Genomic DNA, 18,248 nt, shown 5'->3' on the forward strand with positions numbered 1-18,248 from the left:
ACGGGCCCGCTTGGCAGGCCGCGCCGTCGTCGGGACCCCGGCGCCGGGCGTCCGGCGGACCGCTTGCTGACGGAATGCTGGATCCGTCCATCAGCGTCGGTTCATCCGGCCGGGTGCAGTTTCGTGCGCGCCCGTCCGGCGCTTTCGGGCCCGGACATGAAGGAGAGATCCGTCATGACGCATGTGAACGCGCCCCGCGGGCGCACGCTCGTTCTGGCCGCCCTCGTCGCCGGTGGCCTCGGCTTCGCCGGCTCGGCCAACGCCGCGCCGCTCGCTCCGGCCCCGCTCGCCGGCGAGGCGACGGTCCAGACGGTCGCGGGCGGCTGCGGCCCCGGTTTCCATCCGAATCCCTGGGGCGTCTGCCGGCCGAACTGGGGCCCCCGCCCCTACTGGGGCCCGCGCGCCTACGAGCGCCGCCCGATCGGCTGGGGTCCCTACGGCCGTCCGTATCCGCGTCCGTACCGGCCCTACGGCTTCTACGGCCCGCGCTGGTAGCCCCCGCCCGCCTCGGCCCGACCCGGACGGCACCCCGCATCGCGGGGTGCCTTTTTCTTTTGCAAGCCTGCCCGCGCGGCAGGTCCTCCCGCGCGCCGAGGCCGATCGCGTGCCCTTCCCGCGCGCACCCGGCAGGCTTGCCGAAACCTTAAGCGGAACATGCTCTTGCTGCATATCAGCCGCTCGTCCGGGCCGCCTCCTGCTGCGATGCGGCAGGCCATATATGCGCTGCATCAAACACAGGCGGCGCTGCCCAAGCGGTGGGCGGTGCGGCCGCAAGCAAGGGTTCGTTATTCCATGGCCGCCGCCCGCAGCGTTCTGAACCGTGTCCGCGCCTACCTGCGCTACCGGGACACCGTCACGCAGCTCTCCCGCCTCACCGACCGCGAGCTCGCCGACCTCGGCATCAGCCGCTACGAGATCCGCGGCCTCGTCCGCCACTGAGGACGTCGCGCGTCCGTTCCGGGCGGCCCCGTTGATCGGGGCCCCCCGCCTCCGGTATGCCGGCGCATGACCGAGGCAAGCACCATCCACATCGTCGGCGGCGGGCTCGCGGGCTCCGAGGCCGCCTGGCAGATCGCCGAAGCCGGCCACCGCGCCGTGATCCACGAGATGCGGCCGCTCCGCCGCACCGAGGCGCACCAGACCGAAGGTCTGGCCGAGCTCGTCTGCTCGAACTCCTTCCGCTCCGACGACCCCAACGGCAACGCCGTCGGCCTGCTGCACCAGGAGATGCGCACCCTCGGCTCGCTGATCATGCGGGCCGGCGACGCGCATCAGGTGCCGGCCGGCGGCGCGCTCGCGGTCGATCGCGACGGGTTCTCGGAGGCGGTGACCGCCGCGCTCGGCGCCCATCCCAACGTCGAGATCCGCCGGGAGGCGATCGACGACCTGCCGCCCGAGAGCTGGGGCCCGACCATCGTGGCGACCGGACCGCTCACCGCGCCCGGCCTCGCCGAGGCGATCCGTGGGCTGACCGGCGCGGAATCGCTCGCCTTCTTCGACGCCATCGCGCCGATCGTGCATCGCGACTCGATCGACATGGGCAAGGCCTGGTTCCAGTCCCGCTACGACAAGGCGGGTCCGGGCGGCACGGGGGCCGACTACATCAACTGCCCGCTCGACCGGGAGCAGTACGACGCCTTCATCGCGGCGCTGATCGCCGGTGAGAAGACCGGGTTCAAGGAGTGGGAGGCCTCGACCCCCTATTTCGACGGCTGCCTGCCGATCGAGGTGATGGCCGAGCGCGGCCCGGAGACCCTGCGGCACGGTCCGATGAAGCCCGTCGGCCTGACCAACCCGCACAATCCCACCGTGAAGGCCTGCGCGATCGTCCAGCTGCGCCAGGACAACGCGCTCGGCACGCTCTACAACATGGTCGGCTTCCAGACGAAGCTGCGCCACGCCGAGCAGGTGCGGATCTTCCGCACGATTCCCGGCCTGGAGAACGCGGAGTTCGCCCGCCTCGGGGGTCTCCACCGCAACACCTACCTCGACAGCCCGCGGTTGCTCGACGCCACGCTCCGGCTGAGGGCGCGGCCCGCCTTGCGCTTCGCCGGCCAGATCACCGGCTGCGAGGGCTACGTGGAGAGCGCCGCGGTCGGGTTGATGGCGGGGCGCTTCGCGGTGGCCGAGGCCGAGGGCCGTCCGCTGGCGCCCCTGCCGCAGACGACGGCGCTGGGCGCGCTGATCGCCCACATCACGGGCGGGCACGTGGAGGCGGCCGACGAGGGCGCGCCCCGCTCCTTCCAGCCGATGAACGTCAATTTCGGCCTGTTCCCCCCGCTCGACCGGATGCCCCGCAACGAGACCGGCCGGCGCCTGCGCGGCCCCGAGAAGGCGGCGCTGAAGAAGCGCGCGCTGACCGACCGGGCGCGGGCCGACCTCGCGGCGTGGATCGGCGGGGACGCGCCGCGCGCGGCGGCGGAGTAGGGCCGCGGCGGCCTCGCGGGCGCCCGGGATCCCTGAGGATCGAAGCACCCCGGACCGGGCTCTCGCAGCCGGGTCCCGGAGCCGGTCAGCGCAGCGGGATCTCGACCGTCCGCGGCGCGCCCTCCTTCGGCCCGTCGAACAGCACCAGGGCGCGCAGGCGGTCCTGCGTCCGCTCCAGCGGCAGGAGCGCCTCGGGCTTGACCTTCCTGCCGTAGCCGTCGAGGGCGAGCGCCTGGACGGGGGCATCCGCACCGTTCCAGCGGAAGATCGCGTAGTCGCCGGCCTCCACGCCGTCGCCCTTCGGGTCGAGCATCGGGCCGGCCAGGATCAGGAAGCCCTCCGGCACGGCGGCGAGGTCGCGCACGCCCCGCGCCCGGCCCTCGCTGTCGCGCCCGAGCGCCAGCCGGCTGACCGCCGCGGCGCCCGCCTCGCCCTCGAACAGCCCCTCCAGCGGCACCGAGAGGATCACGGCGTCGCCGTCCCGGAGGACGGGGCCGCGGAAGCCGACATGGAGCCGGCCGTCCCGCACCGCCACGCCCTCGACCGTCACCCCGCCCTCCTCGAGCGGCCGGTCGTGGAAGGGCCTCAGCAGAGGTTCGTCCCCGATCAGCCGCGCCAGAGCCCGCGTGGCGGCGATCTCGGGCGCGCCCGTGAGCACGCCGGTCTCGCGATCGACCGCGCCCGGGTCGAAGCGGATCCGGAACAGCTGCCGCGTCGCCTCGGCCCGCGCCACCGTGCCGGCCTCGGGCTTGCCGGCGGCGTGCCGCGGGCGGCCGTGCGAGCCGATCACGTAGAAGGCGCCGTCGGCGTAGGCGACGCCCTCCGCGTCCAGTTCGAGCGGCTCGCCCTCGTGGGCGGCGTCGGTGAGCCGGATGAAGCTGCCGGCCCGCATGGCCCCCTCGTGCAGGACCACGATCTGCGCGCCCTGGGACTCGTCGTCCGCCACGAGGCAGACGCGCGGGAAGCCCGCATCGGTCGCGCAGGCGATCCCGCTGACGTCGTCGGCCTTGGCGCTCGCGGCGGCGTCCTCCGGGCGCTGCCTGTCCGGCTCGCCGTAGAGCTTGCCCGAGACCCGCCAGGGCTCGGTGCCCGCCGCGCGGGCTGGCGGGCTCGCGGGTGCCGCGAGCAGGGCTGCGAGGAGCACGGCCGCGGGGCCGGGCCGGAGGGTCGGTCGGGCAGTCATGGAGCGTGATCGGGGATCGAGGGAGGCGATACCCTAGACGATGGACGCCGCGCGAAGAAGCGTGGCCGGCGCGTTGCCCGCCTCAGGCTGCCTGTCCCCAGACCATCACGCGCCGGCCCGGCCGGTGGCCGTCGTCGCCGGTGTCGCGGAAGCCGAGCTTGGTGAGCAGGCCCCAGGAGGCCGTGTTGGCCGGGCGGCACTCCGCCACGATCGTGCGATGGGGGAACCGGCCCTTGAGGAGGCCGAGGATGCCGGACACCGCCTCGGCGCCGAAGCCGCGCCCGCGCGCGGCGCCGCCGATCCAGTAGCCGATCTCGACCGCACCCTCGCCCCTGAGATGCGCGCCCACGACGCCGACGAGGGCGCGGTCGGCCCGCGCCCAGGCCCCGAGGAACCGGTCGCGGCCGCGTCGCCCGCTGGCGATCATGGCGTGCGCGTCCTCCAGCGTGAACGGATCGGGCAGGAAATCGACGGCGCCGGTGATCGCCGGGTCGTCGGTGAGGCGGCGCATCGCCTCCGCGTCGCCGGGGACGAGGCCCGCGATCACGAGCCGCTCGGTCGTCAGGCGGGGCAGGTCGGCGAGCGTGTCCCGGCGGATGCGGCGGAGGAACATCACGGCGCAACTGGGGCGCCGCGGACCGTCGGGAAGGTACGGTTCCGCGTCGAGGCCTAATCCCGAGCGCGCACGAAAAAACCCGCCCCGGAGGTCCGGGGCGGGTCGGTCGGTCCCAGCCGTACGGGCCGCGTCAGTTCGGGTGGATCACCATGGCGCTGAACGGGTGCACGTAGGCCTGCAGCATCACGAGGCCGCCCACGAGGCAGGCCAGCACGATCGAGTGCCAGAACACGAAGCGCAGGATCTTGCCCTCCTGGCCGAAGTAGCCGGTGGCCGTCGAGGCCACGACGATCGACTGGGCGTCGATCATCTTGCCCATCACGCCGCCCGACGAGTTGGCCGAGGCCATCAGGATGCCCGACAGGCCGAGCTGCTCCGAGGTGATCTTCTGCAGGCCGCCGAAGAGCACGTTGGAGGCGGTGTCCGAGCCCGTCAGCGCGACGCCCAGCCAGCCGAGCAGCGTGCCGAAGAACGGGTAGAGGATGCCCGTGCCGGCGAAGGCGAGGCCGAGCGTGGCATCGACGCCCGCGTAGCGGGTGAGCACGCCGAGCGCCAGCATCGCCGCGATGGTGATGAGCGAGTAGCGCAGCACCCAGATCGTCTCGATGTAGGCGGTGACGAGGCGCTTGGGCGAGAAGCGCATGATCAGGCCGGAGATGAGCGCCGCGAACAGCACGCCGGTGCCCGTGTAGGACATGTAGGTGAAGGCGAAGACCGCGGGCTCGGCCTTCGGGTGCGCCTCGACCGGCGGCACCTTCATGATCACGTTGTGCAGGCCCGGCACCTCGTACTTCCAGGTGAAGAGCGGGTTGACGATGCCCTTGAACCAGCCCGTGCCCCAGATCGCGACGACGACCGAGAGGATGATCCACGGAACCCACGCCATCATGATCTCGCGCGAGGTCGCGGTGCGGCCGCCGAGTTCGACCTTGGGCAGGTCGCCGGGCACCGCGGCGCCGAGCGAGGCGGGGCGGGGCGTGCCGTAGCCGATCGACGGGTCGTTGCCGCGAAGTGCCGGCGAGGCCCAGATCTCCTTGGGCTGCCAGAACTTCAGGAACAGGACGAGCGCGCCCATCGAGACGAGGGAGGCGCCGATATCGACGATCCACGGGTTGACGTAGTTCGAGATCAGGAACTGCGCGGCCGCGAAGGAGGCGCCGCAGACCAGGATCGGCGGCCAGATCTTGATCATGCCGCGGAAGCCCGCGAACACCCAGATCAGCCAGAACGGCACGATCACCGAGAAGAAGGGCAGCTGCCGGCCGATCATCGCGCCGAGCACGTAGGGGTCGTAGCCCGTGACCGAGGCCAGCCCCTGGATCGGGGCGCCGAGCGCGCCGTAGGCCACCGGCGCGGTGTTGGCGATGAGCGAGAGGCCCGATGCCGCCAGCGGCGAGAAGCCGAGGCCGATCAGGATCGCGCCCGTCACCGCCACCGGGGTGCCGAAGCCGCCCGCGCCCTCGAAGAAGGCGCCGAAGGCGAAGGCCACCAGCAGGAGCTGGATGCGCCGGTCCGCCGTGATGCCGGCGACCGATTGCTGCAGGGTCGCGAACCAGCCCTTCTCCACCGTGAGCCGGTAGAGGAAGATCACGTTGAGGATGATCCAGCCGATCGGGAAGAAGCCGGTGACCATGCCGAGCACGGAGGCGCGCAGCGCCAGATCCATCGGCATGGTGAAGAGGACCGTCGCCACCAGAAAGGCGATGATGAGCGAGAGGACAGCGGCGATGTGCGCCTGAACTTTGCCGCTCGCGATCATGCCGAGCAGCGCAATCACAGGAAGCGAGGCAGCCAACGTCGACAGCCATGCATTCCCGAATGGGTCGTAGACTTGGTTCCAGGTCGTCACAGGGCGCGTATCCTCCGGTCGGGCCGCTTTGGAACGGTCCCGTTGCTGGGCCTCTAACAGAGCCGTGCTGTCCGCTCAACGGCCGCTCGCCCGCGTCCGGGGCGGACGGGCCGTTAGGCCACGGCTAACCATCCGGACCTTCGGCGGGCCGCCGCGGGCCGGCCTTAGCCCGCACGAAACCACTGCCGTGTCTCATTGGTCGGGCGGGAGAGACGAGCGATGGTGAGACGCGGCAGCTGGGGGGAAGGCGAGCTCTACGAAGCGCTCTGCCTGCTGACGATCGGGGCCTGCCTCTGGATCATCGGCGCGCAGTTCCACGTCTTCGAGGAGCTGAACGCGTTCGTGACGCGCCACGGGGTCTCGGACCTCTTCATGCTGTTCGCGCTGATGGGGCTGGCGATGTTCGGCGCCAGCGTCCGCAAGTCGCTCCTGCTGCGCGAGGCCCTGCGCGAGCGCGATGCGGCGGCGCGCGAGGCCGAATCCATCGCCCGGCACGACGTGCTGACGGGGCTCGCCAACCGCCGGCTCTTCCTCGAATCCGTCGAAGCGGAGCGCGCGGCCGCAGGCCCCGTGCCGACCCGGGCGGTGCTGCTGCTCGACCTCGACCGCTTCAAGCCCGTCAACGACATCTACGGCCACGCCGCCGGCAACGCGGTGCTCTGCGCGGTGGCCGAGCGCCTGCGCCGGATCATCCCGGCGGGCGGCGTCGCGGCGCGGCTCGGCGGCGACGAGTTCGCCGTGCTGGTCCCGCTCGACGGGGGCAGCGACGGGCTCGTGCGCCTCGCCCAGGCGATCATCGCGGCGATCGGCGAGCCGGTGCTCTGGTGCGGGAACGCCCTGAAGGTCGGCGGCACCGTGGGCATCGCGCTGATCGAGCCCGACATGGCCGACGCCGACGCGGTGCTGCACGCGGCCGACCTCGCCATGTACCAGGGCAAGAAGGACGGCCGCGGCACCTACCGGGTCTTCAAGAGCGCGATGGACCTCGAGCTGCGCGCCCGCGCCCAGCTCGAGAGCGAGCTGCGCGACGCCATCCAGCGCGGCGAGATCGAGCCGTTCTACCAGCCCGTGGTGGCGCTGCCGGAGAAGACGCTCATCGGCGTCGAGGTGCTGGCGCGCTGGCGTCATCCGGTCCGCGGCCTGCTCACGCCCGGCCACTTCATCGCCATCGCGGAGGAGACCGGCATGATCGCCGACCTCAGCTATCGCCTCCTCCGCGAGGCCTGCCTCGACGCGCGCGACTGGCCCTCGCACCTGCTGCTGGCGGTCAACATCTCGCCGCAGCAGTTCCAGGACCGCTGGCTGTGCGAGCGCGTCCTGGCGATCCTCACCGAGACGGGCTTCCCCCCGTCGCGCCTGGAGGTGGAGATCACCGAGAGCGCCCTGGTGCAGGATCTGGAGGCGGCCCGGACCACGCTGACCTCGCTGCAGAACCTCGGCGTGCGCATCGCGCTCGATGATTTCGGCACCGGCTATTCCAGCCTCTACCACCTGCGCGAGCTGAAGTTCGACAAGCTGAAGATCGACCGCTCCTACGTCGACACGATCACGATGAGCGACGAGCGGGCCAAGCTCGTCGACGCGATCATCAAGCTCTCGGCGAGCCTCGGCCTCGTCACCACGGCAGAGGGCATCGAGACGGATGCCAGCGTCGACTGGCTCTCGGGCCAGGGCTGCGACTTCGGCCAGGGCTACCTCTTCGGCGCGCCGATGCCGAAGGCCGAGATGACGGCGCTGCTCGCCGCGCCGGACGCGCACGGGATGAGCGCGCCGATGAGGGCGGTGGCGTGACGGCCCCGCTACCGCGCGCTCCGGGCGGCCCGCCATAGGCGCCAGAGGCGGCGCCAGCGCGGGATCTCCACCAGTGTGTTGAGCGGATCGTAGGAGACCCGCTCCATCGCCGCGAGATAGTCCTCGGCCAGCGCGAGCGGCAGGAAGGCGAGGCGCGCGGCCGGCGCCAGGGCGGCGTGCTGGGCGCGGACGGCCTCGAGATGGCGCCGCGCCACCCCCCGCAGGTCGGCGCAGGCGCCCTTCAGTCCCGGGCCGCCGCGTCCCGTCACGATGTCCTCGCGGGTGACGCCGTGCCGGGTCAGGATGTCGGCCGGCAGGTAGACCTGGCCCGAGCGGGCGTGCCAGGGCAGCGCCCGCAGCAGGCCGACGATGCCGTAGGCGACGCCCGCATGGCCCGCCGCCGTCGCGCCGCCGGGATCGGCGCCCTCCGCCACGATCAGGCTGGCGATCCGGAACAGGCTGGAGGCGGTCTCGCCGCAATAGCCCTCTAGGTCGTTCAGGCGCGGCATCGGGTCGTCGTAGAGGTCGAAGACCCGGGCGTCGATCAGGTCCACGAAGGGCTGGCGCCCGAGGCGGCGCCCGACGATCGCGTCCTCCAGGGCCGCCGCGACCGGGTTCGCCCGGACGTCGCCGCGCGCCTCGCCCTGGAGCGCGTCGCGCCACCATTGCAGGCGGATCTCCCCGGCCATCGGGTTGGTGGCGGCCTCGCGCACGCGGGCGACCGTGAGGCTGAAGGCGTAGAGCGCGAAGAGGTGGGGCCGCGCCGCGGCCGGAGCGAAGAGCGTGGCGAAGTAGCGGTCCGGGTCGCCCGCCCGCACCAGCGCCTCGCAGTGGCGGAGGGCGAAGTCGAGGCCTCCCCCCTCACCCGCAGGCGCCGCGTTCTCGCTCACCCGGTCGGCCATCCGGTTCCTCAGCCCACCGCGATCAGGGCGGCGGCGACCTTGCGGTTCTCGCCCGCCAGGATGTTGTAGGTGCGCGCCGCCGCGCCCGTCTGCATCACGTCGAGGCCGACGCCCATGTCCTTGAGCCAGACCCGCAGGTCGGGGGGCAGCGGCACGATGTCGGCGCCCGTGCCCACGAGGAGCAGCTCAATCGCCCCAGCCTCGGCCTGGACCGGGCGGAGCGCCGTGCGGTCGATCCGACGCGGGTCCGCGACGTCCCAGGCCCGGATGCCGGCGGGCAGGACGAGGATCGAGCCGCGATGCGACATGTCGGCGAAGCGGAAGCCGCCGTTGCCGTAGGCGTCGATCGGGAAGCGCCCCGGCAGGAAGCCCGCGTCGAAACCCGCCAAACCGCTACTCCGCCGCCTGGGGCACGCCGCCCCGGCTCTCGGAGGCCCGCTTCACGCCCGAGAGCATCAGGCCGAGATAGATCAGCACCGGGGTCGAGACGAAGATCGCCGAGTAGGTGCAGATCACCACGCCGCAGAGCATCACCACCGCGAAGCCCTTGATCGCCTCGCCGCCGAACAGCACCAGCGCCAGCAGCGACAGGGCCGTCGAGATCGAGGTCATCACGGTGCGCGACATGGTGGAGTTGATCGAGAGGTTGAGCAGCTCGACGGTCGGGATCGTCTTGTAGCGGCGCATCAGCTCGCGGGTCCGGTCGAACACCACGACCGTCTCGTTGAGCGAGTAGCCGACGATGGTCAGGATCGCGGCGATCGAGGTCATGTTGAACTCGATGCGGCTGATGATGAAGATGCCGACCGTCAGCACGATGTCGTGGAGCGTGCCCACGATGGCGCCGAGCGCCAGCTCCCGCTCGAAGCGGAACCAGAGGTAGAGCAGCACGGCGACGACCGAGAGCACGACGCCGAGCGTGCCGGACTGGACCAGCTCGCCCGAGACGCGCGGGCCCACCGTCTCGGTGCGGCGGAAGTCGTAATCGGCGTCGAAGGCGGCGTGCGCCTTGTTCATGACCGCGGTCTGGCCCTGCTCGCCGGCCTGGAGCGGGAAGCGCACCAGCACCTGCCCCTCGCCGCCGAGTTCCTGCACCTCGGTCTCGCCGAAGCCGAAGCCGTTGGCCGTGTGGCGGATCGCGCCGACATCCGTCGTCTTGCCGGGCTTGGCCTGAAGCTCGACCAGGGTGCCGCCCTTGAAGTCGATGCCGAAGTTCAGCCCCACGGTCACGAACAGCACCACGGTCGCCACCGACAGGATCGCCGAGAGCGGGAAGGTGATGCGCCGGAAGCGCATGAAGTCGAAGTGCGACTCGTCGGGCCAGAGGCGGAGCAGGCGCATGATCGGTCTCGTGCTCGGGAAGGCTTCTCGCGGTCTCCCCTGGTGTTACGGGCTCGGAACGGCAGGGTCTTCAGAACGGCAGGGCCTTGGGCCGGAAGGTGTTGTACCAGAGCGCGATCATCATCCGGGTCAGCGTCACGGCGGTGATGACCGTGGTGAGGATGCCCAGGATGAACACGACCGCGAAACCCTTCACCGGGCCGGAGCCGAGGAAGAACAGGATGATGGCCGCGATCGCCATGGTCGAGTTCGAGTCGATGATGGTGGCGAACGCCCGGTCGAAGCCGGCCTGGAGCGCCGAGATCAGCGAGCGCCCGGCGCGGGCTTCCTCGCGCATGCGCTCGTAGATCAGCACGTTGGAATCCACCGCCGTGCCGATGGTGAGCACGATGCCGGCGATGCCGGGCAGCGTCATGGTCGCCTCGAGCACCGACATCAGGCCGAGGATCAGGCCGACGTGGACGATCAGCGCGATGTTCGCGATGAAGCCGAAGGTGCCGTAGGTCGCGAACATGAAGGCGATGACGAGGCCCGCCGCCACGAAGGTGGCGAGCTTGCCGGCCTCGATCGAGTCGCGGCCGAGGCCGGGGCCGACCACGCGGCGCTCGACGACCGTGAACTTCGCCGGCAGCGCGCCCGCCCGCAGCAGCACCGAGAGGTCGTTGGCCTGCTGCACCGTGAAGTTGCCGGTGATCTGGCCCGAGCCGCCGGTGATCGCCGTGCGGATGACGGGCGCGGAGACGACCTCGTTGTCGAGCACGATCGCCATGCGGCGGCCGACGTTCTCGGCGGTGGCCTGGCCGAAGCGCTGGGCGCCCTTCAGGTTGAACTTGAAGCTGACCATCGGCTCGCGCGACTGCTGGTCGAACGAGGGCTGGGCGTCGGTGAGGTCGCCGCCGTCGGCCATGATGCGTCGCTCGACGGGGACGCGGGCGCCCTTCTCGTCGCGGGAGGGCAGCAGGTCGACGTCGCCCGAGGGCGAGTCGGCCAGCATGCGGAACTCGAGCTTGGCGGTCGAGCCGAGGAGCTTCTCCAGCCGCTCCGGGTTCTGCTCGCCCGGCACCTGGATCAGGATGCGGTCGGCGCCCTGCTGCTGGATCGACGGCTCGGTGGTGCCGGTCGAGTCGAGGCGGCGGCGGATCACCTCGATGCCCTGACTCACCGCGCGCCGCGTGCGGTCGGTGATGCCCTGGTCCGTCAGCGTCATGCGGATCAGGCCGTCCGGCTGCTCGGTAATGTCGAGGGTGCGCGCGCCCGTCTGGCCGACCAGCGCGTTGGAGATCGGCTGGGCCAGCTCGCGCAGCTTCGGCATCGCCTTGGCGCGCGCCGCCGCGTCCGCGATGCGGACCTGCACGCCGCGCGGCTGCAGGCCGATGCCGCCGTCGGCCCGCACGCCCTCCTGCTGCAGGATGCGGCGCACGTCGTCGCGCAGGGCCTTGGCCTGCGAGGCGACGAGTTCGTTCTGATCGACCTCGAGCAGGAGCTGCGAGCCGCCCTGCAGGTCGAGGCCCAGCACGATCGCGCGGCTCGGCACGATCCAGGCCGGGAACCAGCTCGGCAGCGAGGCCATGAAGGCCTTCCGGCTGTCGGCCGGGAAGAAGCTCGGCACCGCCAGGCTGAGGCCGACCAGGATGACGGCGAGCGTCGCGAAGATCTTCGAACGGGAAAAGCGCAACATCCGCCGTCGTCTCTTGTGTTCTCAGGCCCGCCGCGGGGGCGGGCGTCGCGCGTGAGAGCCGTCAGGCGGCCTTGACCGGGCCGCCCTTGACGCGGACCTCGGAGATCATCGTCCGGACGATCTTCACCCGCACGTTCGGCGCGATCTCGACCTCGATCTCGGAGGCGTCGTCCTGCACCTTGGTGACGCGGCCGACGAGGCCGCCCGTGGTCACGATCGTGTCGTCGCGGCGCACGTTCTTGACCAGGGCCTGATGCTCCTTGACCCGCTTCTGCTGGGGTCGCAGGATCAGGAAGTACATGATCACGAAGATGAGGACGAACGGGACCACCTGCAAGGCGATCTCCGCGCCTCCGGCCGGGGCGGATCCTTGCGCGAAGGCGGGGGTGATCAAGCGCGTCTCCTGAAACAACACAGGGGCCGGCACGCGGGCCGGACCCCTCGAAAAGCGCGCGGACTATAGCCGCCGCCGACCCGAAAGCAACGGCGCTCGGCGGACCTTCCGCCACAGTTCCGGCGATCGGTGCGCGGGATCGATCGCAATCGACGGCCCGGCTCCCGCAAGAGGCGCGGGTCCCCTCTCCCATAGGGAGAGGTCTGCTTTCGCAGAAAGCCGGGTGAGGGGTATGACGTCGCGGGATGGGGCTCGGCGCTGAACGCGCGTCGACGGCGTGCGCGATTCTGTGAGGTCATACCCCTCACCCCAACCCTCTCCCTACGGGAGAGGGAGTGCGGCGCGGTCCCGTGCCCGAGCCTGGGGCAGCGTCATGCGATCGCCCCGGGTGGATCGCGTGGGCTTGGCGGGTGTATGCGCCGGGGCAGACGCTACCCTTGCGCCACCCCCGGATGCACCCCGCGATGACGACGACCCTCGACGACCTGATGCCGCTGCTGGAGCGGATCGCCACCGCGCTGGAGCGGGCGGCCCCGCCGCAGCGGCTGCCGACCGACGTGAGCGCCGCCGACGCCTTCGTCTGGGGGCCGGACCGCCGGCTGCAGCCGGTGCCGCAGGTCAATCGCGTCGAGATGGGGCTTCTCACCGGCATCGACCGCAACCGCGACATCCTGGCCGACAACACCGCACGCTTCGCCAAAGGGCTGCCCGCCAACAACGCGCTGCTCTGGGGCGCGCGCGGCATGGGCAAGTCCTCGCTCGTGAAGGCGGTGCAGGCCGAGGTGAACGCCCGGCGTGCCGCAGGCGACCTGCCGATGAAGCTCGTCGAGATCCACCGCGAGGACATCGAGGCGCTGCCCGACCTGATGGCCCTGCTGCGACCGGACCCGCACCGCTGGATCGTGTTCTGCGACGATCTCTCGTTCGACGCCGACGACACCTCGTACAAGTCGCTGAAGACGGCGCTCGACGGCGGCATCGAGGGGCGGCCCGGCAACGTCCTGTTCTACGCCACCTCGAACCGGCGGCATCTGCTGGCCCGCGAGATGGTGGAGAACGAGCGCTCCACGGCGATCAACCCGGGCGAGGCGGTGGAGGAGAAGGTCTCGCTCTCCGACCGGTTCGGGCTCTGGCTCGGCTTCCACAAGTGCAGCCAGGACGAGTACCTGGCGATGATCCGCGCCTACGTTGACCATTACGGCTTGAGCTTGGACCCGGATCGGCTGCGGGCCGAGGCGCTCGAATGGTCGACCACCCGCGGCTCGCGCTCGGGCCGCACCGCCTTCCAGTTCATCCAGGATCTCGCCGGCCGGCTCGGACAGCGGCTCGGCTGAAACGCGAACGGCGGCCGTCGCCGGCCGCCGCTCCCAGATCCCATGTCCCGGACAATCAGTTGCTGGCGAGCTGGCTCATCGGGTCGATCGGCGCGCCGCCCTTGCGGATCTCGAAGTGCAGCTGGGGCGAGGTGACGTTGCCCGAGGCGCCGGACTTGGCGATCGTCTGGCCGCGCTTCACCTTCTCGCCGGGCTTCACGTCGATCTCGCCGTTGTGGGCGTAGGCCGAGACGTAGCCGTTCTGGTGGCGCACCAGCACGAGCTTGCCGTAGCCCTTCACGTCCGAGCCGGCGTAGGCGACCGTGCCGTCCTCGGCGGCCTTCACCTGCGTGCCCTCCGGGACCGCGATGTTGATGCCCTCGTTGCCGGACGTGCCGTAGCCCGAGATCACCCGGCCCTTGGCCGGCCAGCGGAAGTTCTGCTCCGGGGCCGCCGGGGCGGCCGGCGCCTGGGCGACCGAGCCGGTGCTCGCGGGCTCCGCCTTCTCGGCAGGCTTGGCGGCGACCTTCTTCTCGGCCGCGGCGGCCTTCTCGGCGGCCAGCTTCTCGGCGGCGGCCTTGTCGGAGGCGGCCTTCGCGGCCTCCTTCGCGGCGTCCTTGGCGGACTTCGCCTCGGCGAGCTTCTTGGCGGCCTCCTTGGCGGCCTCCGCCTTGGCGAGCCGGGCCTCGGCCTCGGCCTTGCGGGCAGCTTCCGCCTTCGGGTCGGGCTTCGCCTCGGCCTTCGGCTCGACCTTGGCGGTCTGGCCGGGGCGGACGTGCTTCTTCTTCTCGGCCTCGAGCGCCGCGGCCTTCTGGGCAGCCTCCTTGGCGGCCTTGGCCTCGGCGAGCTTCCTCGACGCTTCCTTGGCCGCCTCTCGGGCGGATTCCTTGGCGGCTTCGGCCTTCGCCGCCGCCTCGCGGGCGGCGGCCTCGCGCTTGGTCTCGGCGACGCGCTTCTGCTCGTCCTGGCGCTTCACCTCGGCCGCCTTCAGGCGCTCGGCCGGTGCGGCCGGCACGGCGCGGGCGCTCATGGCCGGCGTCGCGGCCGGGTTCATGCCGGACGCGTTGTAGACCGGGATCACGATCTGGCGGCCGGGGGTGATCTGGCTGGCGCTGGTGAGCCCGTTGGCCGCGAGGATCGCCGAGGCCGGCACGCCGAAGCGGGTCGACATCTGGTTCAGGCTGTCGTTCTGCGCGACCGTGATCGTGGTGCCGCCGCTGGCCGACCAGCCGGCCGCGCCCGTCGAGGCGACCCGGGTGGCGGGCGCGGCGGATGCGGGCTTCATCGCCACGGGCGGCGGCGCCGGCAGGGCGCGGGGCGTGATCGGCGCCGACGGGGCACCGAGCGCCTCGGACTGGATCCGGCCCGTGCGGATGGCGGGCGCCGGCGCGAGGTCGGTGTCCGGCAGGCTGCCGGTCGCGGCCGGCTCGCTCGCGCGGTTCGACGCGAACGGGTTGGTGAAGGGATCGCCGAGACGCATCGTGTCCGACGAGCAGGCGGCGGCACCGCCGCCGATGATTCCGATGAGGGCGACGCGCGACAGCGTCCGCATCCCCCGACCAGCCACGCGAACCCGCATCGACGCACCCGTTTGCCTGACGCAACTTGATGCGGTCATTCAAACCGGATTCAGGTTAAGCAACCGTTCCCGTAAACCACGTTCGGCGAGGGTGCGGAACTCTCCGAGGACTTGGCCCGGATAGGGCGCGGGGCATCCGGCCGGCCCGACGCTCGCCGTTTCCGAACGCGGCGCCCCCCTCTCCCCGCGTGCGGGGAGAGGGGATCCGGCGTCACCGGCCGAAGCCTGTCTACAGGGCGAGCGCCCGCCCAGGAACCAGTCCGGCGAGCCGGGCCGGCGGACCGGTCTCGCAGCCCTCCGGGGCGTGGCGGTAGAGCGTCAGCCGGCAGTCGCCCGCGTGTCCGAGGCCCGCCACGAGGCGCCCGTCCGGGGCGAGCGCGGCGATCCAGGCGGGGCTCAGCGCGCCGACCGCGCCGTTGATCAGGACCCGGTCGAAGGTCTCCGCCCCGGCCCAGTCCAGCCCGTCCGCGTGCAGGACGGCGACCGGCGCATCCGGGGTAATCCGTCCGCGCGCCGCGTCCGCCAGGGTGGCGTAGCGCTCCAGGCTCGTCACCGCGGCGCCGAGTTCGGCGAGCAGCGCCGTCACGTATCCGGAGCCCGTGCCGACCTCCAGGACGCGCTGGCCGGGCGCGACGCGGAGCAGCGCCAGCATCCGGGCGACGGTGCCGGGCGCCGTCATCACGGCCCCGCAGGCCAGGGGCAGGGCGAGGTCGCGCCGGGCGAGGTCGGCGTGCTCGGGCGGCGCGAAGCGGGCGCGCGGCACCCGCTCCATGGCGCGCAGAACCGCCCGGTCGCGCAGGCCCCGCCCGAGCAGCGCCAGCACGAAGGCCGCGTTGCCGACGGCCTCCTCGGCGGGGCCGTCGTGGAGGGCCGCCGCGGCGGCGCCGTCGGGCTGCACCCGCGCTACTCGGCAAACGCCTGGGCGAAGCGGGTCAGCGTCGGCTCGTCGGTGAGGTCGAGGCGCAGCGGCGTCACCGAGATGCGGTGCTCGGCGATGGCCTTGAGATCGGAGCCGTTGCCCGGCTCGAAGCGCGCCTTGGCGAAGGCGAGCCAGAAATACGGGTTGCCGCGCCCGTCCGTGCGGGCGTCGATGGCGAGCAGCGCCTGGTTGCGCTGCCCTTGCGCGGCCACCGCGATGCCCTGCACGGCGCCGGGCTCGCAATCGGGAAAGTTCACGTTGACCAGGATGCCGGGCTCGATCCCCGTCTCCAGGATCTTGGCGATCACCCGCTTCCCGTGCTCCCGGGCGCAGTCCCACTTCAACGAGCCGCGCCCGCCGGGACCGTAGGCCTGGCTCAGCGCGATCGAGCGGATCCCCAGGATCGTGCCCTCCATGGCGGCGGCGATCGTGCCCGAATAGGTCACGTCCTCGGCGACGTTCTGGCCGCGGTTGACCCCCGACAGGACGAGGTCCGGCGGATGGTCGGCGAGGATGTGGCGCACGCCCATGATCACGCAGTCGGACGGCGTGCCCTTGATGGCGAAGCGCTGCTCCGAGACCTGGCGCAGGCGTAAGGGATCGTTCAGCGAGAGCGAGTGCGACACGCCCGACTGGTCGGTCTCGGGCGCGACCACCCAGACGTCGTCCGAGATCTCGCGGGCGATCGCCTCCAGCGTGGCCAGGCCCGGCGCGTGGATGCCGTCGTCGTTGGTGACGAGAATGCGCATCAGTTCGCGGGTCCCTCGATCCGGGTGAGGCCGCCCATATAGGGCTGCAAGGCCGACGGCACCGTGACGCTGCCGTCGGGATTCTGGTAGTTCTCCATCACGGCGATGAGCGCGCGGCCGACCGCGACGCCCGAGCCGTTGAGCGTGTGCACGAACTGAACGCCCTTCTGGCCCGTGGGGCGGTAGCGCGCGTTCATCCGCCGCGCCTGGAACTCGCCGCAGACCGAGCAGGAGGAGATCTCCCGGTAGGTCTCCTGGCCCGGCACCCAGACCTCGATGTCGTAGGTCTTCTGGCTGGCGAAGCCCATGTCGCCGGTGCAGAGCGTCATCACCCGGTAGGTGAGGTCGAGCTTCTTCAGCACCGCCTCCGCGCAGGCCAGCATGCGCTCGTGCTCTTCGGCCGACTTCTCGGGGGCGGTGATCGAGACGAGTTCCACCTTGTTGAACTGGTGCTGGCGCAGCATCCCGCGGGTGTCGCGGCCGGCCGCACCCGCTTCCGCGCGGAAGCAGGGGGTGAGCGCGGTGAAGCGCAGGGGCAGCTCGTCCTCGGCGAGGATCGATTCGCGCACGAGATTGGTCAGGGGGACCTCTGCCGTGGGGATCAGCCAGAAGTCGTCGCCCGCCGCGAACTGGTCGTCCCGGAATTTCGGCAGCTGCGCGGTGCCGAACATCGCCTCGTCGCGCACCAGCACCGGCGGCGCCACCTCCGTGTAGCCGTGCTCGGTGGTGTGCAGGTCCATCATGAACTGGCCGAGCGCCCGCTCCATCCGGGCGAGGTGGCCCTTGAGCACCACGAAGCGCGAGCCGGAGATCTTCGCCGCCGCCTCGAAATCCATGAGCCGCATGGCCTCGCCGATCTCGAAATGCTGGCGGCCCGCGCTCAGGCGCTCGCGGCCGGCCTCGTGGCGGCGGTACTCGACGTTGCCGTGCTCGTCGGCGCCCTCCGGCACGTCGGGCTTGGGCCGGTTCGGGATCGCGGCGAGGCGCTCGTCCAGAACCCGGCCGGCCTCGGCCTGGGCGGCCTCCAGCGCGGGTCCCTCCTCCTTGAGGCGGGCGACCTCGGCCATCAACTCCGCGGCGCGGGCCTCGTCCCGCGCCTTCTTGGCGGCGCCGATCTCCTTGGCGAGCGCGTTGCGGCGCTCCTGGTTGGCCTGGGCCGCCGAGGTCGCGGTCTTGCGGGCGTCGTCGAGGGCGACCAGCTCGGCCGACAGGGGCGCGAGGCCGCGGCGCTCGAGGTCGCGGTCGAAGGCGTCCGGGTTCTCGCGGATGGCGCGGATGTCGTGCATGGGCTGGCTCGGGCGATGATGCGCCCGCTTTGCCGCATCGCGCCCGGCGCGACAAGGTTTGGGAGGACGCGACCCAGGCGCCGCTTCGGCTTCGACCCGCGCATCGCTCTCCCTCCCCCCTCTGCGGGCAGGGCGATCGCGTATGCCGGGCGAGCCTGACCGCGGTCAGGCGCGGGTCCCCTCTCCCATAGGGAAAGGTCTGCTTTCGCAGAAAGCCGGGT

General features: G+C 71.9%; 17 protein-coding genes. 5 read left to right on the top strand and 12 right to left on the bottom strand.

The window, feature by feature from the left end:
- The first annotated feature begins 174 nt into the window (after positions 1-174).
- The 3 genes from MFF56_RS20305 (at position 175) to trmFO (ending at position 2,427) form a co-directional block, all read left to right on the top strand.
- Positions 175-495, top strand: a complete 321-nt coding sequence (locus MFF56_RS20305) for a GCG_CRPN prefix-to-repeats domain-containing protein (RefSeq protein ID WP_066926697.1) — start codon at positions 175-177, stop codon at positions 493-495.
- Positions 496-792: 297 nt separating this feature from the next.
- Complete coding sequence (locus MFF56_RS20310; protein ID WP_082773315.1) at positions 793-939, top strand: DUF1127 domain-containing protein; 147 nt, start codon at positions 793-795, stop codon at positions 937-939.
- Between the two features lie 66 nt (positions 940-1,005).
- A complete protein-coding gene (gene trmFO, locus MFF56_RS20315; RefSeq protein WP_238230686.1) occupies positions 1,006-2,427 on the top strand; it encodes a methylenetetrahydrofolate--tRNA-(uracil(54)-C(5))-methyltransferase (FADH(2)-oxidizing) TrmFO in 1,422 nt (473 codons plus the stop codon).
- 85 nt (positions 2,428-2,512) lie between these two features.
- On the opposite strand, the gene MFF56_RS20320 is transcribed toward trmFO, so the two are convergent.
- The 3 genes from MFF56_RS20320 to MFF56_RS20330 all read right to left on the bottom strand — a co-directional run bounded on the left by MFF56_RS20320 (position 2,513) and on the right by MFF56_RS20330 (position 6,075).
- A complete protein-coding gene (locus MFF56_RS20320; RefSeq protein WP_066926693.1) occupies positions 2,513-3,610 on the bottom strand; it encodes a DUF3616 domain-containing protein in 1,098 nt (365 codons plus the stop codon).
- 82 nt (positions 3,611-3,692) lie between these two features.
- Positions 3,693-4,223 (bottom strand): GNAT family N-acetyltransferase, encoded by a 531-nt coding sequence (locus MFF56_RS20325; protein WP_066926691.1) that lies wholly within the window; start codon positions 4,221-4,223, stop codon positions 3,693-3,695.
- Between the two features lie 133 nt (positions 4,224-4,356).
- Positions 4,357-6,075 carry an L-lactate permease gene (locus tag MFF56_RS20330; protein ID WP_066926689.1) on the bottom strand — a complete coding sequence of 573 codons (1,719 nt, stop codon included), beginning with the start codon at positions 6,073-6,075 and terminating at the stop codon, positions 4,357-4,359.
- A 219-nt stretch (positions 6,076-6,294) separates the two neighbouring features.
- On the opposite strand from MFF56_RS20330, the gene MFF56_RS20335 reads away from it, so the two are divergent.
- Positions 6,295-7,866, top strand: coding sequence for a putative bifunctional diguanylate cyclase/phosphodiesterase (locus tag MFF56_RS20335; protein ID WP_066926687.1), 1,572 nt, complete (start codon positions 6,295-6,297; stop codon positions 7,864-7,866).
- Positions 7,867-7,874: 8 nt separating this feature from the next.
- Here MFF56_RS20335 and MFF56_RS20340 read toward each other — a convergent pair whose 3' ends face one another.
- From MFF56_RS20340 to yajC, 5 genes are all read right to left on the bottom strand, one after another.
- On the bottom strand, positions 7,875-8,768 hold the full coding sequence (locus tag MFF56_RS20340; protein WP_066926685.1) for a phytoene/squalene synthase family protein: 894 nt from the start codon (positions 8,766-8,768) through the stop codon (positions 7,875-7,877).
- An 8-nt stretch (positions 8,769-8,776) separates the two neighbouring features.
- Positions 8,777-9,157, bottom strand: coding sequence for an Mth938-like domain-containing protein (locus MFF56_RS20345; RefSeq protein ID WP_066926679.1), 381 nt, complete (start codon positions 9,155-9,157; stop codon positions 8,777-8,779).
- 4 nt (positions 9,158-9,161) lie between these two features.
- Positions 9,162-10,109 carry a protein translocase subunit SecF gene (secF, locus tag MFF56_RS20350; RefSeq protein WP_066926677.1) on the bottom strand — a complete coding sequence of 316 codons (948 nt, stop codon included), beginning with the start codon at positions 10,107-10,109 and terminating at the stop codon, positions 9,162-9,164.
- A gap of 70 nt (positions 10,110-10,179) precedes the next feature.
- Positions 10,180-11,787 (bottom strand): protein translocase subunit SecD, encoded by a 1,608-nt coding sequence (secD, locus tag MFF56_RS20355; protein ID WP_066926676.1) that lies wholly within the window; start codon positions 11,785-11,787, stop codon positions 10,180-10,182.
- 61 nt (positions 11,788-11,848) lie between these two features.
- A complete protein-coding gene (yajC, locus tag MFF56_RS20360; protein ID WP_066926674.1) occupies positions 11,849-12,181 on the bottom strand; it encodes a preprotein translocase subunit YajC in 333 nt (110 codons plus the stop codon).
- Between the two features lie 464 nt (positions 12,182-12,645).
- Here yajC and MFF56_RS20365 point away from each other — a divergent pair, with 464 nt between their 5' ends.
- On the top strand, positions 12,646-13,515 hold the full coding sequence (locus tag MFF56_RS20365; RefSeq protein WP_066924841.1) for an ATP-binding protein: 870 nt from the start codon (positions 12,646-12,648) through the stop codon (positions 13,513-13,515).
- A gap of 55 nt (positions 13,516-13,570) precedes the next feature.
- Here the strand turns inward: MFF56_RS20365 and MFF56_RS20370 are convergent, their stop codons facing one another.
- The 4 genes from MFF56_RS20370 to serS form a co-directional block, all read right to left on the bottom strand.
- On the bottom strand, positions 13,571-15,073 hold the full coding sequence (locus MFF56_RS20370; RefSeq protein WP_066924843.1) for a peptidoglycan DD-metalloendopeptidase family protein: 1,503 nt from the start codon (positions 15,071-15,073) through the stop codon (positions 13,571-13,573).
- 229 nt (positions 15,074-15,302) lie between these two features.
- On the bottom strand, positions 15,303-15,971 hold the full coding sequence (locus MFF56_RS20375; protein ID WP_066924845.1) for a protein-L-isoaspartate O-methyltransferase family protein: 669 nt from the start codon (positions 15,969-15,971) through the stop codon (positions 15,303-15,305).
- Positions 15,972-15,976: 5 nt separating this feature from the next.
- On the bottom strand, positions 15,977-16,741 hold the full coding sequence (surE, locus tag MFF56_RS20380; protein ID WP_066924847.1) for a 5'/3'-nucleotidase SurE: 765 nt from the start codon (positions 16,739-16,741) through the stop codon (positions 15,977-15,979).
- Entirely contained in the window at positions 16,741-18,027 is a 1,287-nt protein-coding gene (serS, locus tag MFF56_RS20385; protein WP_066924850.1) for a serine--tRNA ligase, read from the bottom strand. Before serS ends, surE begins: the two co-directional genes overlap by 1 nt.
- Positions 18,028-18,248: the final 221 nt, after the last annotated feature.

Origin of the sequence: Methylobacterium hispanicum (assembly GCF_022179285.1) — a bacterium.
GTDB classification, from domain to species: Bacteria; Pseudomonadota; Alphaproteobacteria; order Rhizobiales; family Beijerinckiaceae; genus Methylobacterium; species Methylobacterium hispanicum.

Coding starts and splice junctions, on each gene's coding strand:
- MFF56_RS20305 (WP_066926697.1), top strand. CDS start 175: ATGACGCATGTGAACGCGCCCCGCGGGCGCACGCTCGTTCTGGCCGCC.
- MFF56_RS20310 (WP_082773315.1), top strand. CDS start 793: ATGGCCGCCGCCCGCAGCGTTCTGAACCGTGTCCGCGCCTACCTGCGC.
- trmFO (WP_238230686.1), top strand. CDS start 1,006: ATGACCGAGGCAAGCACCATCCACATCGTCGGCGGCGGGCTCGCGGGC.
- MFF56_RS20320 (WP_066926693.1), bottom strand. CDS start 3,610: ATGACTGCCCGACCGACCCTCCGGCCCGGCCCCGCGGCCGTGCTCCTC.
- MFF56_RS20325 (WP_066926691.1), bottom strand. CDS start 4,223: ATGTTCCTCCGCCGCATCCGCCGGGACACGCTCGCCGACCTGCCCCGC.
- MFF56_RS20335 (WP_066926687.1), top strand. CDS start 6,295: ATGGTGAGACGCGGCAGCTGGGGGGAAGGCGAGCTCTACGAAGCGCTC.
- MFF56_RS20340 (WP_066926685.1), bottom strand. CDS start 8,768: ATGGCCGACCGGGTGAGCGAGAACGCGGCGCCTGCGGGTGAGGGGGGA.
- secF (WP_066926677.1), bottom strand. CDS start 10,109: ATGCGCCTGCTCCGCCTCTGGCCCGACGAGTCGCACTTCGACTTCATG.
- secD (WP_066926676.1), bottom strand. CDS start 11,787: ATGTTGCGCTTTTCCCGTTCGAAGATCTTCGCGACGCTCGCCGTCATC.
- MFF56_RS20365 (WP_066924841.1), top strand. CDS start 12,646: ATGACGACGACCCTCGACGACCTGATGCCGCTGCTGGAGCGGATCGCC.
- MFF56_RS20370 (WP_066924843.1), bottom strand. CDS start 15,073: ATGCGGGTTCGCGTGGCTGGTCGGGGGATGCGGACGCTGTCGCGCGTC.
- surE (WP_066924847.1), bottom strand. CDS start 16,741: ATGCGCATTCTCGTCACCAACGACGACGGCATCCACGCGCCGGGCCTG.
- serS (WP_066924850.1), bottom strand. CDS start 18,027: ATGCACGACATCCGCGCCATCCGCGAGAACCCGGACGCCTTCGACCGC.